Here is a 12,713-nt window from a genome sequence, read left to right as displayed (position 1 = left end):
GGTGGGTCATTCCTTCGTTCGCGGCTCGGCGGCTCCTCAGCACGAACGGAGGGGTATGTTGTCCCGTTCGCGTTGAGGAGAGGCTGAGCCTGTCGAAGCCTCGTCTCGAAGCGTTATCGCACGCACCCTTACCCCTCGCTCGCCGAGAAGCTCTCGGCCGAGTCGCGCAGCGTGTCGAAGCGGTCGCCGATCTGCTCGAAGGCGTGGCCGAGCGAGACGATCTCGCCGGTGACGTCGTTGGTGTCCTCGCGGATCGCCGCGATCGTGTGCGACATCGAGTCGGCGGCGAGCGCGGTCTCGTCCACCGCGGCGGTGATCGCGGTGACGGTCTGCGCCTGCAGCTGCATCGCCGCGGTCACCTGCACCGCCGAGCGCCGCACCTTGCCCACCGTGTCCTTGATCGAGGCCGAGGTGTCGACCGTGACTCGCGTCGCGGCCTGGATCGCGGCGATCTTGGCGGCGATGTCGTCGGTCGCCCGCGCGGTCTGGCTGGCGAGGCTCTTCACCTCCTGCGCCACCACCGCGAAACCGCGCCCGGCGTCGCCCGCGCGCGCCGCCTCGATCGTGGCGTTGAGCGCGAGCAGGTTGGTCTGCCCCGCAATGTCGCGGATGAGCCCCAGGATCGACTCGATCGACTTGGCATGGTCGCTCAGCGCCGCGCTGGCGCTCACCGCGTCCTCGGCCTGGGCGTTGGCGTCCTCCAGCGTGATGGTGCAGGCGCGCATGTCGTTCTGCACCGAGTCGATCGCGCGGATCAGCCCGGCCGCGGTCGCGGCGGCGTCGCGCATCGCCAGCGCGGACTGTTCCGCCGCGGTGGCGACCTCGCTGGTCTTGTCGAGCATGCCGCGGGTCGAGCCCGCCGCGGCGCGCGCCTTCTCGCGCACGATATGGCCGCGCGCGGCGATCGCGCCGATGCCGTCGCTGATGCTCGAGCGGAACGCCGCCGAGCGCTCGGCCCGGGCGGAGCGGACCGCGTCGAGCGAGAGCTCCCCCAGCCGCGACGCCATCAGGTCCGATTCCATCATCGCCAGCCGCAGCACGACATTGCTGAGCCGCTCCAGGCGGGCCGCGTCGCCGGCGCAGCCCGCGGCGAGCAGCGACAGCGTGTGGCCGTGTGCGCGGGTCAGCGCGGCGAGCAGCAGCGTGAGGGGCACGCCATTGGCCTGCGAGACGTCGACCTGACCGACCACCATCGCGTGCCAGCGGTCGCTGAACGGCTCGGTGTAGCGCAGCCGCATGTAATGGGTGGCGCGGCCGAGCTGGTCGGCGAGCCGCTCCGGGGGGATGTCCCGCGTCGCCGCGGGCAGCGTCGGCAGCGCCAGCAGATGGTCCCAGAAGGTGCGCGCGACCTGGCGCCATCCGTCGGTGGCGTCGAGCAGGTCGGCGATCTCGCGACACGCCGGCAGGATGCCGCCGTCCCAGTCGAAGTCGCCGACGCGATCGGCCAGGCCGCGCTCATCGTGGTGGACCATCCGCATCGACGCTCACTCGGACCGGGGAAGAGGGATCAGGCCGCGACCTTGCTGGCGAAGTCGCCGGCATGGCCGTCGAGCGCGCCGAGCCGGCCCGCGAGCGAGTCGAAGCCGGCGCCGAGCCGGTCGATCTCGGTCGCCACCGTCTCGGTGTCCTCGCGAATCGCGGCAATCGTGTGCGACATCGAGTCGGCGGCGAGCGCGGTCTCGTCCACCGCGGCGGTGATCGCGGTGACGGTCTGCGCCTGCGACTCCATCGCGTGGCGGATCCGCGTCGCCGAATCCTGCACCTCGGCGACCGTCGTGCGGATCGAGGCGGAGGTGTCGACGGTGACTCGCGTGGCGGCCTGGATCGCGGCGATCTTGGCGGCGATGTCGTCGGTGGCGCGCGCGGTCTGGCTGGCGAGGCTCTTCACCTCCTGCGCCACCACCGCGAAGCCGCGCCCGGCGTCGCCCGCGCGCGCCGCCTCGATCGTGGCGTTGAGCGCGAGCAGGTTGGTCTGCCCCGCGATGTCGCGGATGAGCCCCAGGATCGACTCGATCGACTTGGCGTGGTCGCTCAGCGCGCCCGAGACGTTGACCGCGTCACCCGCCTGGCCGGCGGCACGAGTCGCGATGTCGGCGGCGACCTCGACCTCGGCGCGCGCGTCCTCGATCGCGCGGATCAGCCCGGCCGCGGTCGAGGCGGCGTCGCGCATCGCGACCGCGGACTGTTCCGCCGCGGCGGCGACCTCGCTGGTCTTGCCGAGCATGCCGCGCGCCGCCGACGAGGCGTGCGAGGCCTGGGCGCGGAGATGGTCGCCCTCGCGGGTGGTGTCCTCCACCGTCACCGCGATGCCGTCGCGGAACTCGGCGGCGAGCCGGTCGCGCGCCACCTGCGCGCGATGCTCGCGATAGGAAGCGTACATTTCCACCGTGATCTCGCCTTCCAGCGCGGAGAGCCGCATCAGCGTGTCGAGCATCTCGGGCAGGCGCGGATCGTCGCGCGCCACCGACGCCATCAGCACCTCCAGCGCGGCGCGGTCGCTGGCGCTGATCATCGACAGCAGCGCCATCGGGGTGACGTCAGCGGCATAGGCGCCCGCCACCGAGCGCTCGATCGACTCGATCCAGGCGCGCTCGCGCGTGCGCAGGAAGCGGTTCTCGAGGAAGATGCAGCCGAGCTCGATCATCCGCTCGCTCTCGTGCTGTGCCCAGGAACGGCGGTCGGCGAAGCAGCGCTGCCACTGCTCCCAATAGGCCTGCGCGATCGCGCGAGCGCGCGGTGCCAGCGCCTCCCACACGTCGCGCGACGCCTGGGTCAGCCGCCCGTCGACGTCGAACACGCGGAAGCGGGCGGTGAGGTCGAAGGCGGCGGCGACCGATCCGATCGGCGGCAGGTCGTGGGACAAGGAGCGGCTCCCGCTGGGGTCAGAGTCGCGACCGTAGCTACCGCTCCCGGGTTAACAGTGGGTTAGGCAACCACCGTCGTTTCCCTCGGGGGACCCGGCACCAAGCTTGCATCGGCGCGCCGCTGGACGCATAGGCAGCGCCAAATCTGTCCGTCGTTTTCGTCACCCGAGGAACCCAGCGCTTGGCCTCCAAACCCGCCCGCCCGCGCAGCCCGCATCTGTTCAGCGGCCCGCTGCGGCTGCACTATCGCTGGTCGCCGGCGATGACCGCCTCGATCTTCCACCGCGTCACCGGCGACGGCATGGCGACGGTGGGCACGCTGCTGCTCGTCTGGTGGCTCGCCGCGATCGCCGCCGGGCCGCAGGCCTACGGCGTGTTCCTCGACGTGTTCACCACCGCGAGCGGCGCGCTCAACCCGCTCGGCTGGATCGTCGGCGTCGGGCTGACCTGGTCGCTGTTCCAGCACATGATGAGCGGCATCCGCCACCTCATCCTCGACACCGGCGCGGCGTTCGAGCTGAAGGTCAACCGCACGCTGGCGGTGCTCACCTTCGTGATGTCGGTGCTGCTCACCGCGGGCTTCTGGTTTCTCCTCGTGGGGATCAAGTAAATGACGACCGAGATCGGCCGCGTCCGCGGGCTGGGCAGCGCGCACGCCGGCGCGCATCACTGGTGGCACCACAAGATTACCGCCGGCACCAATTTCCTGCTGCTGGTGTGGTTCCTGGCGTCGATCGCCATGCTGCCGTCCTATGATCACACCACGGTGCGGCTGTGGCTCTCCTCGGCCTGGGCGGCGGTGCCGATGGCGCTGCTGATCGCCTCGGTGTTCTACCACTTCCGCCTCGGGCTGCAGACGGTGATCGAGGATTATTCGCACAAAGAGAACCGCTTCGTGCTGACGATCCTGCTCAACGTGTTCACCGCCGCGACCGCCGGGGTCGCCATCTTCTCGATCCTCAAGGTCGCCTTCGGAGCCGCCGCCTGATGTCCGACGCGTATAAGATCATCGACCACACCTATGACGCGGTGGTCGTCGGTGCGGGCGGCTCGGGGCTGCGCGCGACCATGGGGATCGCCGAGAGCGGGCTGAAGACCGCCTGCATCACCAAGGTGTTCCCCACGCGCAGCCACACCGTCGCGGCGCAGGGCGGGATCGCCGCCTCGCTCGGCAACAACTCGCCCGATCACTGGTCGTGGCACATGTTCGACACCGTCAAGGGCTCCGACTGGCTCGGCGACCAGGACGCGATCGAATATATGGTCCGCGAGGCGCCCGCCGCGGTCTACGAGCTGGAGCACGCCGGCGTGCCGTTCAGCCGCAACGACAACGGCACGATCTACCAGCGCCCGTTCGGCGGCCACATGCAGAACATGGGCGAGGGCCCGCCGGTGCAGCGTACCTGCGCCGCAGCGGACCGCACCGGCCACGCCATGCTCCACGCGCTCTACCAGCAGAGCCTGAAGTATGACGCGGACTTCTACGTCGAATATTTCGCGCTCGACCTCATCATGGAGAACGGCGCCTGCCGTGGCGTGATCGCGCTGTGCATGGAGGACGGCTCGATCCACCGCTTCCGCGCGCACGCGGTGGTGCTCGCCACCGGCGGCGGCGGGCGCGTCTACCAGTCGGCCACCTCGGCGCACACCTGCACCGGCGACGGCAACGGCATGGCACTGCGCGCCGGCCTGCCGCTGCAGGACATGGAGTTCGTCCAGTTCCACCCGACCGGCATCTACGGCGCGGGCGTGCTGATCACCGAGGGCGCGCGTGGCGAGGGCGGCTACCTCACCAACTCCGAGGGCGAGCGCTTCATGGAGCGCTACGCCCCCAGCGCCAAGGACCTCGCCAGCCGCGACGTGGTGGCGCGCTCGATGGCGATGGAGATGCGCGAGGGCCGCGGCGTCGGCAAGGAGAAGGACCATATCTTCCTCCACCTCGACCATATCGATCCCAAGGTGCTGCACGAGCGGCTGCCCGGCATCACCGAGACGGGCAAGATCTTCGCGGGCGTCGACCTGACGCGCCAGCCGCTGCCGGTCACCCCGACGGTCCATTACAACATGGGCGGCGTGCCGTGTAACTATCACGGCGAGGTCGTGCGGCTGCGCGACGGCGACCCCGACTCGGTCGTCCCCGGCCTGTTCGCGGTGGGCGAGGCGGCGTGCGTCTCGGTCCACGGCGCCAACCGGCTCGGCTCCAACTCGCTGATCGACCTCGTCGTGTTCGGCCGCGCCACCGGGCTGCGGCTGAAGGAGACGCTCAAGCCCGACACGCCGCACAACCCGCTGCCCAAGGGCTCGGAAGAGATGGCGCTGAGCCGGCTCGACCATTTCCGCCACGCCTCGGGCGGCACCCCGACCGCCAAGCTGCGCGGCGAGATGCAGCGGACGATGCAGCGCCACTGCGCGGTGTTCCGCGACTCGGCGCTGCTGGCGGAGGGCGTCGAGAAGATCGAGGCGATCTACCAGGGCGTCCAGGACGTCGGCGTGACCGATCGCTCGCTGATCTGGAACACCGACCTGGTGGAGACGCTCGAACTCGACAATCTGATCGGCCAAGCGGTGGTGACGATGAAGAGCGCGGCCAACCGCAAGGAGAGCCGCGGCGCGCACATGCACGAGGACTTCCCCGAGCGCGACGACGCCAACTGGATGAAGCACACGATCACGACCTTCGAGGGCTGGGGCGGCAAGAGCGGCGCCACCGCGATCGATTATCGCCCGGTGCACGACTACACGCTCACCGACGACGTCGACTACATCAAGCCGAAGAAGCGCGTCTACTGATCAACGCGCCTTGGTCGAGCCCTTAGAGGCTAATTCATCGAAGCTGAAGCGTGCTCCGGCGAACGCCGGAGCCCAGGGCGCCAGGGATGGCGCTCGTGGCTCTAGGCTCCTGCGTGCGCAGGAGCACGCTCGTGCTTCGATCAGATCCTGGCCGTGCCCGACCCGACCGCGGCGGCGCAGGAGCATTGCCAGCGTCGCAGGTGAGAGCGCCTCAACCGCGCCATGTCGCGCACCGCAAAGGCGAGCAAGGCCATGATGCGGACGGCCGGGCGCGGCTCGGATTAGGCGGCGCCGTCGAGCCGTTCGGCGAGCCAGCGCGCGATCAGCGCTTGGCGGGTGGTGCCGCTATCGGCGGCGAGCTGGTCGAGCCGGCGGACGCGCCACGTGGGCAGGTCGAGCGCGACACGCTCAATGTCGTTGATCCGCTCCGCCGCACTCCAGTCGATCAGGTCGCTGATGTCGTCCACCGCGTCGAAACGTCGGTCGAAGTCCTCACTGCTCATCTGCCCGCTCATAGGCTCTCGCTTCCTCCGGTCGCGCGCGGCGCACCGAGTTGATTCGGATCCGGTCGCCGCGCTCGGTCACCACAGCCGTCCGTCGATATGGCCGACGACCAGCCAGCGCGGCTTGACGAGGCCGATCGTCTCACCGGAATACGCAACGCCAGCGGATCATGCCACAGCGCCCGCGCGGTAGGAAAGTCGATGCCGAGCTTGAGCCGGTTCGCGGCACTCTTCGCGGCGTTGAACTCGAACACGCTCTGTCATAGACACGCGGAACGAGCCCACCTCCACCGCGCCCACGTTTTCTGCGCCGTAGGGAACCCTCGCCCCCGCCGTCGCTTACCGCCGCCATGACCGACAGCAACGCCGCTCGCTACCCGCTCCTCGCCATCCCGCACATTCAGCTCCACGGCACCGTGGACGACATGATGTATGCACGGTTCAAAGAGCAACTCGCCGCCGTGCCCGCCGGGGGCCCGATCGTCGTCTCGCTCACCACGCTCGGCGGCGACCCCGAGATGGCGCGCGCGATGGGCGACTCGATCCGCCTGCTGCGCGAATATACCGGCCGCGAGGCGCTGTTCCTCGGCAAGGTCGCGGTCTATTCCGCCGGCGCGACCTTCATGTCGGCCTTCCCGGTCGAGAACCGCTTCCTCACGCGCAACTCACGCCTGATGATCCACGAGCGCAGCATGACAAGCACGATCCAGCTCTCCGGCCCGCTCAATACGATCCCGCCGATCCTCAAGGCCAAGCTCAACGAGATTGCCGACTCGATCCGCATCCAGGAGGAGGGCTTCGCCGACCTCGTCCGCGGCAGCCAGGTGACGCTCGACGAGCTCAAGAAGCGCGCGCCCGACAATTGGTACATCGAGGCGAACGAGGCACGTGACCTCGGCCTGGTGCTCGACGTCATATGACGTTCCCGCGGTGGGTCAGCCCCTGCGCTGACCCACCGCGGCGCGCCTCACGCGAAGGCCGGCGCCTGGCGGAGCTGGTGATAGGCGCTGATCACCTTGGCCAGCATCGCCTCGTGGCTGCGGTCGCCGCCGTTGCGGTCGGGGTGATAGCGGCGCACCAGCTCGGAATAGCGGCGGCGCAGCGCGGCGCGGTCCGCGTCCGCCGCCAGACCGAGCGTCTCCAGGGCGCGCCGGTCCTCGCCCGACAACAGCTTGCCGTCGCTCCGCTCGGGCGCGGCGGCGCGGCGGAAGCGCGCGCCGATCGCGTCGAGCGGGTCGGTGAAGTCGGCCCAGCGCGGGCCCTGGTCGCCGCCGCCGGCGCGCGTGAAGGCGCGTGTCGCGTTCTCCCAGCCCGCCAGCGGGCGTTGCGCGTGGTGGATCTCGTCCGCTGTCATCCCGTCGAAGTAATTGTAGCCCGCGTTGAAGGCGCGGATATGGTCGAGGCAGAACCAGCGGAAGCGCGGCGGTCCCTCGCCGTGGCCCGCGCCCTCGAGCGGCGGCGCGCGGAACTCGCCCGGCTCGGTACAGCCGGGGTGCGCACATTCCTGCGCCGCGCCCTCGACGCGGCCGTGGAATCTCGTCTGCGGTCGATCCTTGTGGGGCTTCACTGAACTGCCGTCGCTTCCCGGACAAAGGAGGGTATATGGGGGCGATGACCGACGCTTCCACCGGGCCGATCGCGGCCGAGATCACCGCCCGTCTCACCGCGGCGCTCGCCCCGTCGCGGCTCGAGGTGATCAACGAGAGCGCGCTTCACCGCGGCCATGCCGGCGACGACGGCAGCGGCGAGAGCCACTTCCGCGTGCTGGTGGAGAGCCCCGCCTTCGCCGGTCGCTCGCGCGTCGAGCGCCAGCGGCTGGTCAACCGCGCGCTCGCCGAGCTGCTCGCCGACCACGTCCACGCGCTGGCGATCCGCGCCACCGCGCCGGGCGAGCCGGCGTGAGCGGCTACCGGCTGTGGTACTGGCCGACGATCCAGGGCCGCGGCGAGTTCGTCCGGCTCGCGCTCGAGGCGGGCGGGATCGCCTATGAGGACAGCGCGCGGGTGCATGGCGTCAAGGCGATGCTCGCCGACATGGCGGGGCACGCGCCGTTCGCGCCGTTCGCGCCGCCCTATCTGGTAGCGGACGGGCGCGCGGTGGCGCAGGTCGCCGACATCCTGCTCTACCTCGGCGACCACCACGGGCTGGCGCCGGGCGACGCGGCGACGCGCTACTGGCTCCACCAGCTGCAGCTCACCGTCGCCGACCTCGTGGCGGAGGCGCACAACGTCCACCACCCGGTCGCCGCCATGGCCTATTACGAGGAACAGAAGCCCGAGGCGGCACGCGCCGCCGCCACGTTCCGCGACGAGCGAATCCCCAAATTCCTCGATCACTTCGAGGCGGCGACACGCGTCATCGAGGGCGAGTGGGTCGCGGGCGGGCGCTGGAGCTATGTCGACACCTCGCTGTTCCAGGTGATCGCGGGGCTGCGCTATGCCTTTCCGCGGCGGATGGCGACGCTGGCGCCGCGCTACCCCGGTCTGGCGGCGCTGCACGACCGCGTCGCCGCGCTTCCCGGGGTGAACGCCTATCTCACCAGCGAGCGGCGGCTGCCGTTCAGCGAGGAGGGCATCTTCCGCCACTATCCCGAGCTCGACGGGGATTAAGCCGATCCTCCCCGCGGCGCGGGGAGGACTTCGGCGTCACCCCCGCAGCGAGTCGGGGACGATGCCGCCGCTCTGCTCCAGCGCGCGCATCACCGCGCGGTGGAGCCAGATGTTCATCTCGGCCGAGCCGTCGAGCTGGCCGGTATAGCCGAGCTCGGTGGCGAGCTCCTTGCGGTTGGACAGGCTCGAGTCGATGTCGAGCAGCTTCATCAGGTCGACGATCGAGGTGCGCCAGTTGAGGTCGGGGTTGCCCTTCGCCTGCGCGGTGGCGGTGAGCACCTGCTCGACGTCGACCGCGGCGGCCGGCGCCGCGGGCGCCGCGGGCGCCGCCGGTGCGGCGGGGGCAGCCGGCGTGGCGGGCGCGGCCGACGTGCCCGGCGTCGCCGGCGTGGCCGGGGTCGCCGGGGTGGCGGGTGCCTCCTTGTGGCCGCCGAACTGGCCGCCGAGCGGGCCCTTGTCGCCGAAGATCGCGCTCTTGATCGCGCCGAAGATGCTCATGTCACCAACTCCCATCTGATCCAGGTCGTCCCCGGCAACGTCGCGTCGCCACGAAGGTTCACCGTCGCATTCCGCCAGCAGCGCGTCCGCCTCGGCGATGCCCTCCTCGTAGCTGCCCCAATTGTCGGGATCGATCTCCTCCGGCGTCGGCGGCGTGCGCGCCGCCGCGCGGATGCGGCGGATCAGCTCGACCTGCGTCGCGCTGAGCGGCGCGCCGCCGCGGCGCCGGTCCCACGCGCCCGCGGCCTGCTCGTCGCGCGTGCTCCGCGCGGTCGGGGGCGGCGGCACGCCCGCGCGCGCGGCGGCCGCGGTGAACCAGGCGTCGCGCGCGTCGAACAAGGCGTCATATTCGTCGTCGTCGTAGCGATCGGGGTTGGGCCCCATCGCGCGCGCCTCGGCCGGGGTGAGCGCGCGCGCATAGGCGCGATCGCCCGGCAGCCCCTGTTCCTCGCCGACGAAGGCGTAGGGCGGCGGGAAGCGCGTGCGCCAGTCGCGCGCCGCCTCGTCCCACCACACCGGCACGCCCGAATGTTGCGAATGTTGCGCCTCGGGCGAGTCCGCCGCCGGCGCCGGATCGGGGGCGGGCGGGGCGAGCACCACCAGCCCCGCCGCCTCGGCGCGCGCCCATTGCGCCGCGCTCCACGTGTGACGCGCCGCGGCGTCGAGGTCGGCGACGTCGACCTCCACGGCGCGCGCGGCGCCGACGCGCTGGAACCGGTCCGCCGCGGCGAGCGCGAGGATCGGCGCGAGCTCGCGCGCGAGCGCGTCGGCGGCAGCGGGGTCGGGCGAAGCGGCGGCGGCGGCCGCGTCGGCCGCGGCGGGATCGGCGGGGGCGGCGCCGCCGAGCAGATCGCGCAGCGCGCCGCTGCGCCGCGCCAGGAACAGCCCGGCGCGCGCGGCGCCGCCCTCGGCCGCGACGCAGTCGAGGAAGGCGTCGAACTCCTGCGCGACCAGCCGCGCCGCCTGCGCGTCCGCCGCCGGCGCGGACTCGACCTGGCGGTCGAGCCGGTGGAGCAGCCCGAGCGCGAGCCGGTTGTCGTGGCGGTGGCGCGTGACGGTGGTGCCGTCGGCGCGGACATAGCTGTCGGTCTGGCCCTCGAGCGCGCGCACCATCAGCGTCTCGGCGACCGCCTCGCGCGCGACCAATGTGGCGGCGCGCCAGCCGAGCGCGAAGGCGCTGCCCTTGGCCGAGCGGCGGAAGGCGAAGGCCGAGGTGGCGGAGAGCCCGACGCGCGCGGCGGCGCGCTCGACGCCGTGGCCTTCCGCGATGGCTTCGAGGAAGGCGCGCTGGCGCTCGGCGGACCAGCCGTCGGCGCGGCGCGAGGCGGTGAACGGGGCGGCGAGCGGGTCGGTGAGCGAGTCGGGGGCGGGGGGCTTGTCGGCCCGGCGGGCGGGGGCGGTGATGCCTTCCATCGGGGTCATGACGGTCATGGGCGCGGCTCGCTGCGGCTGGGGGAGGCGGCGAGGGTGCGCGGTGTTGGACGGTGTAGGACAGCGGGCGCCGCGATGGGTCGTCGAAAGATGCGCCAGAGGCTTGTCGGGGATTGTGTAGCTACATAATGTAGGGATGGAGATCAGCTTCGATCCGGAGAAGCGGCGGAGGACGCTCGAACGCCGCGGTCTCGACTTCGCGGACGCGGTCGCGGTGTTCGCCGGTCCGGTGGTCGAGTTCGAGGACGTCCGCTTCGCCTATCCGGAGCGCCGCTTCGCCACCTACGGTCTGCTCGACGGCCGCATGGTGGCGCTGGTGTGGACCGAGGCGGCGAATGGACGCCGCGTGATCTCGATGAGGAAGGCCAATGAGCGAGAACGTGCCCACTACGGACCCCGGCTGGCTCGACCCGGCGGATGACGCGCCCGAGATGACCGACGAGCTGTTCGAGATCGCCGAATTCTCGATCGCCGGCAAGGTTATCCGGCCGGCGACGGGCTATCTCGGCCCGAACGGCGTGGTGCGCGGCCGACCGCCGCAACGCGCGCGCGCCAAGCAGCAGGTGACGCTGCGGCTCGACCCCGACGTGGTCGAGCGCTTCCGCGCCGATGGGCCGGGGTGGCAGGGGCGGATCAACGACGCGTTGAGGAAGGCAGTGGGGCTTGGCTCATGACGATTACGCCCGAACTACGGTCGGCGTGTCACTTGACAATTCAATCTCATGCTTCAGAACCCTAATGGAGAGCTCAAGTCCTTCGTCAACAATCTTGCGCTCATCATGGTTTAGAACTGTTCGGCCACTATGAACTACCTCAGATCTAACCTTATAAAATTCAATAAAAAATTTGATAAGGTCTTCTCTTTCCTTATTACTTTTTCCTAAGGCGTAAGCGCACCTATTTGCGATAAGCTTAGTAAGCCCGATGCGGTCACTTGTCTCCCTGTCGCCCATTAGGACCTCAATCGTAATAGCCGACTCAAGAATCTTATCTAGACCGCGCCTGCTTAGATGAGCTCGCAGCGCCCATGTCGAAGCGGTTTTAAGCTTAACATGATTGTCAGAGTTAAAGACAGCCTTTATCGGTGTAAGAACCTCTTCAAGCGAATTTCCATTTTTAAGCTGACGATCAGTTTTCATGGAAGTTTCGAGAGCGGCGCATGCGACCACATCCTCGTCGCAACGCTCCACGTAAGCGAAGCTCTCCACGCCATTATGTATGCTATTGCCTATAAGAAGAGGCGTTATCTCCTCCGACCATCCTCCGTGTTCATAGAAAATGCCGTTTGCTATGCATGCTCCGTAAAACGCCCTAATCTCATCGTAAAACTCACTAATTGCTCTTGAACTTCTTCGACGTGCCAAATAGCCAGTTGTACGAAATTCCAGATACAATGCATTGTCCTGAAATTGTTCTTCAATTTTATCCGAGTGATATCGGTTAAGATAAGCGTTGATTCTGCTATTTGTGTGTTTCAAGACAAATGACTTTGGTATCATGTCAAAGGATAGAACGCGAAGTCGATCCGACAGTTTTACGTCTACACCTGAGCAGGTTATCCGCTCACCTAGCTCCTTAGATATGCGAGTGATTAGCCTGTATTGAGCTGGCACCCTTTCAAGATTAGCGACAATAATACGAGCGGTGGAGAGCGCATCTTTGAAACACGTAAGCTCAGTAAGGCGGATAGGCGTCTTAGGCGATGGAACGCCTGACTCAAGGCGTATAAACTCAAGGCTTTCCTTGACAAACGCCTCAAAGGACGAGCCGTCTAGTGACTTATTCAATGCGGAGCGAAATTCGTCCGAAAGGGCAACTAATGTCTTTTCTTCCCATCCTTTCGGAAAATCAATAAGCCCGTATTGTAAATGTTGTCCGTCCTGAATTGCTTCTGTTATAGCAACCAGCAATGTACTGCTTACCGCTTGATTGATTTTCATTGGAGAAGCATGAAATCACCGAATGTGCTCGTCAAGAGGTTATCGGGCCGAAGTGAATGAAATGAACTGGATAAATTT

The 12,713-nt window shown here is 68.6% G+C and carries 15 protein-coding genes; 8 read left to right on the top strand and 7 right to left on the bottom strand.

The genetic code is table 11. The annotated features are described in order from the left end of the window. Positions 1 to 128: 128 nt before the first annotated feature. Complete coding sequence (locus FHY02_RS11270; RefSeq protein WP_221189961.1) at positions 129 to 1,478, bottom strand: methyl-accepting chemotaxis protein; 1,350 nt, start codon at positions 1,476 to 1,478, stop codon at positions 129 to 131. 29 nt (positions 1,479 to 1,507) lie between these two features. Continuing rightward, entirely contained in the window at positions 1,508 to 2,863 is a 1,356-nt protein-coding gene (locus FHY02_RS11265; protein ID WP_260158638.1) for a methyl-accepting chemotaxis protein, read from the bottom strand. Between the two features lie 182 nt (positions 2,864 to 3,045). Between FHY02_RS11265 and sdhC the strand changes: the two genes are divergently transcribed. From sdhC to sdhA, 3 genes are read left to right on the top strand one after another with little or no spacing between them, the layout of a single operon-like run. Next, positions 3,046 to 3,474 (top strand): succinate dehydrogenase, cytochrome b556 subunit, encoded by a 429-nt coding sequence (gene sdhC, locus FHY02_RS11260; RefSeq protein WP_183921999.1) that lies wholly within the window; start codon positions 3,046 to 3,048, stop codon positions 3,472 to 3,474. Then, complete coding sequence (sdhD, locus tag FHY02_RS11255; protein ID WP_183921998.1) at positions 3,475 to 3,852, top strand: succinate dehydrogenase, hydrophobic membrane anchor protein; 378 nt, start codon at positions 3,475 to 3,477, stop codon at positions 3,850 to 3,852. Beyond that, positions 3,852 to 5,654 (top strand): succinate dehydrogenase flavoprotein subunit, encoded by a 1,803-nt coding sequence (gene sdhA / locus FHY02_RS11250; protein ID WP_183921997.1) that lies wholly within the window; start codon positions 3,852 to 3,854, stop codon positions 5,652 to 5,654. Before sdhD ends, sdhA begins: the two co-directional genes overlap by 1 nt. A gap of 281 nt (positions 5,655 to 5,935) precedes the next feature. Here sdhA and brnA read toward each other — a convergent pair whose 3' ends face one another. Then, on the bottom strand, positions 5,936 to 6,157 hold the full coding sequence (brnA, locus tag FHY02_RS11245; protein ID WP_183921996.1) for a type II toxin-antitoxin system BrnA family antitoxin: 222 nt from the start codon (positions 6,155 to 6,157) through the stop codon (positions 5,936 to 5,938). A gap of 8 nt (positions 6,158 to 6,165) precedes the next feature. Next, positions 6,166 to 6,411, bottom strand: a complete 246-nt coding sequence (locus FHY02_RS11240; RefSeq protein WP_221198587.1) for a hypothetical protein — start codon at positions 6,409 to 6,411, stop codon at positions 6,166 to 6,168. Positions 6,412 to 6,507: 96 nt separating this feature from the next. Between FHY02_RS11240 and FHY02_RS11235 the strand changes: the two genes are divergently transcribed. Beyond that, positions 6,508 to 7,077, top strand: coding sequence for an ATP-dependent Clp protease proteolytic subunit (locus FHY02_RS11235; protein ID WP_183921995.1), 570 nt, complete (start codon positions 6,508 to 6,510; stop codon positions 7,075 to 7,077). Positions 7,078 to 7,124: 47 nt separating this feature from the next. On the opposite strand, the gene FHY02_RS11230 is transcribed toward FHY02_RS11235, so the two are convergent. After that, positions 7,125 to 7,724, bottom strand: coding sequence for a DnaJ domain-containing protein (locus FHY02_RS11230; RefSeq protein ID WP_183921994.1), 600 nt, complete (start codon positions 7,722 to 7,724; stop codon positions 7,125 to 7,127). Positions 7,725 to 7,768: 44 nt separating this feature from the next. Between FHY02_RS11230 and FHY02_RS11225 the strand changes: the two genes are divergently transcribed. Both FHY02_RS11225 and FHY02_RS11220 read left to right on the top strand, forming a co-directional pair. Further along, the gene (locus FHY02_RS11225) at positions 7,769 to 8,059 is read left to right on the top strand and encodes a BolA family transcriptional regulator (protein WP_183921993.1); all 291 of its coding nucleotides are present in this window, start codon (positions 7,769 to 7,771) and stop codon (positions 8,057 to 8,059) included. After that, positions 8,056 to 8,766, top strand: a complete 711-nt coding sequence (locus tag FHY02_RS11220; RefSeq protein WP_183921992.1) for a glutathione S-transferase — start codon at positions 8,056 to 8,058, stop codon at positions 8,764 to 8,766. Before FHY02_RS11225 ends, FHY02_RS11220 begins: the two co-directional genes overlap by 4 nt. 36 nt (positions 8,767 to 8,802) lie before the next feature. Here FHY02_RS11220 and FHY02_RS23430 read toward each other — a convergent pair whose 3' ends face one another. Beyond that, on the bottom strand, positions 8,803 to 9,264 hold the full coding sequence (locus FHY02_RS23430) for a DUF3597 domain-containing protein (RefSeq protein ID WP_183922061.1): 462 nt from the start codon (positions 9,262 to 9,264) through the stop codon (positions 8,803 to 8,805). A gap of 1,567 nt (positions 9,265 to 10,831) precedes the next feature. On the opposite strand from FHY02_RS23430, the gene FHY02_RS11210 reads away from it, so the two are divergent. Together FHY02_RS11210 and FHY02_RS11205 are read left to right on the top strand one after the other, a co-directional pair. Next, on the top strand, positions 10,832 to 11,116 hold the full coding sequence (locus tag FHY02_RS11210; RefSeq protein ID WP_183921991.1) for a BrnT family toxin: 285 nt from the start codon (positions 10,832 to 10,834) through the stop codon (positions 11,114 to 11,116). After that, entirely contained in the window at positions 11,064 to 11,369 is a 306-nt protein-coding gene (locus FHY02_RS11205; RefSeq protein ID WP_183921990.1) for a BrnA antitoxin family protein, read from the top strand. The genes FHY02_RS11210 and FHY02_RS11205 overlap by 53 nt, the downstream gene beginning before the upstream one ends. Before the next feature lie 3 nt (positions 11,370 to 11,372). Here the strand turns inward: FHY02_RS11205 and FHY02_RS11200 are convergent, their stop codons facing one another. Next, positions 11,373 to 12,635, bottom strand: coding sequence for a HEPN domain-containing protein (locus FHY02_RS11200; RefSeq protein ID WP_183921989.1), 1,263 nt, complete (start codon positions 12,633 to 12,635; stop codon positions 11,373 to 11,375). Positions 12,636 to 12,713: the final 78 nt, after the last annotated feature.

The organism is Sphingomonas sp. BK069 (assembly GCF_014193405.1).
In the GTDB taxonomy this organism is placed as follows: domain Bacteria; phylum Pseudomonadota; class Alphaproteobacteria; order Sphingomonadales; family Sphingomonadaceae; genus Sphingomonas.
The sequence above is the reverse complement of the archived record's forward strand: the minus strand, read 5'-3'. Positions and strand labels throughout refer to the sequence as shown.

Bases quoted from the DNA above. Each gene is read 5' to 3' on its own strand.
- brnA (WP_183921996.1), bottom strand. From the start codon at position 6,157: ATGAGCAGTGAGGACTTCGACCGACGTTTCGACGCGGTGGACGACATC.
- sdhD (WP_183921998.1), top strand. From the start codon at position 3,475: ATGACGACCGAGATCGGCCGCGTCCGCGGGCTGGGCAGCGCGCACGCC.
- FHY02_RS11205 (WP_183921990.1), top strand. From the start codon at position 11,064: ATGAGCGAGAACGTGCCCACTACGGACCCCGGCTGGCTCGACCCGGCG.
- FHY02_RS11225 (WP_183921993.1), top strand. From the start codon at position 7,769: ATGACCGACGCTTCCACCGGGCCGATCGCGGCCGAGATCACCGCCCGT.
- FHY02_RS23430 (WP_183922061.1), bottom strand. From the start codon at position 9,264: ATGAGCATCTTCGGCGCGATCAAGAGCGCGATCTTCGGCGACAAGGGC.
- sdhA (WP_183921997.1), top strand. From the start codon at position 3,852: ATGTCCGACGCGTATAAGATCATCGACCACACCTATGACGCGGTGGTC.
- FHY02_RS11210 (WP_183921991.1), top strand. From the start codon at position 10,832: ATGGAGATCAGCTTCGATCCGGAGAAGCGGCGGAGGACGCTCGAACGC.
- FHY02_RS11235 (WP_183921995.1), top strand. From the start codon at position 6,508: ATGACCGACAGCAACGCCGCTCGCTACCCGCTCCTCGCCATCCCGCAC.
- FHY02_RS11200 (WP_183921989.1), bottom strand. From the start codon at position 12,635: ATGAAAATCAATCAAGCGGTAAGCAGTACATTGCTGGTTGCTATAACA.
- FHY02_RS11270 (WP_221189961.1), bottom strand. From the start codon at position 1,478: ATGCGGATGGTCCACCACGATGAGCGCGGCCTGGCCGATCGCGTCGGC.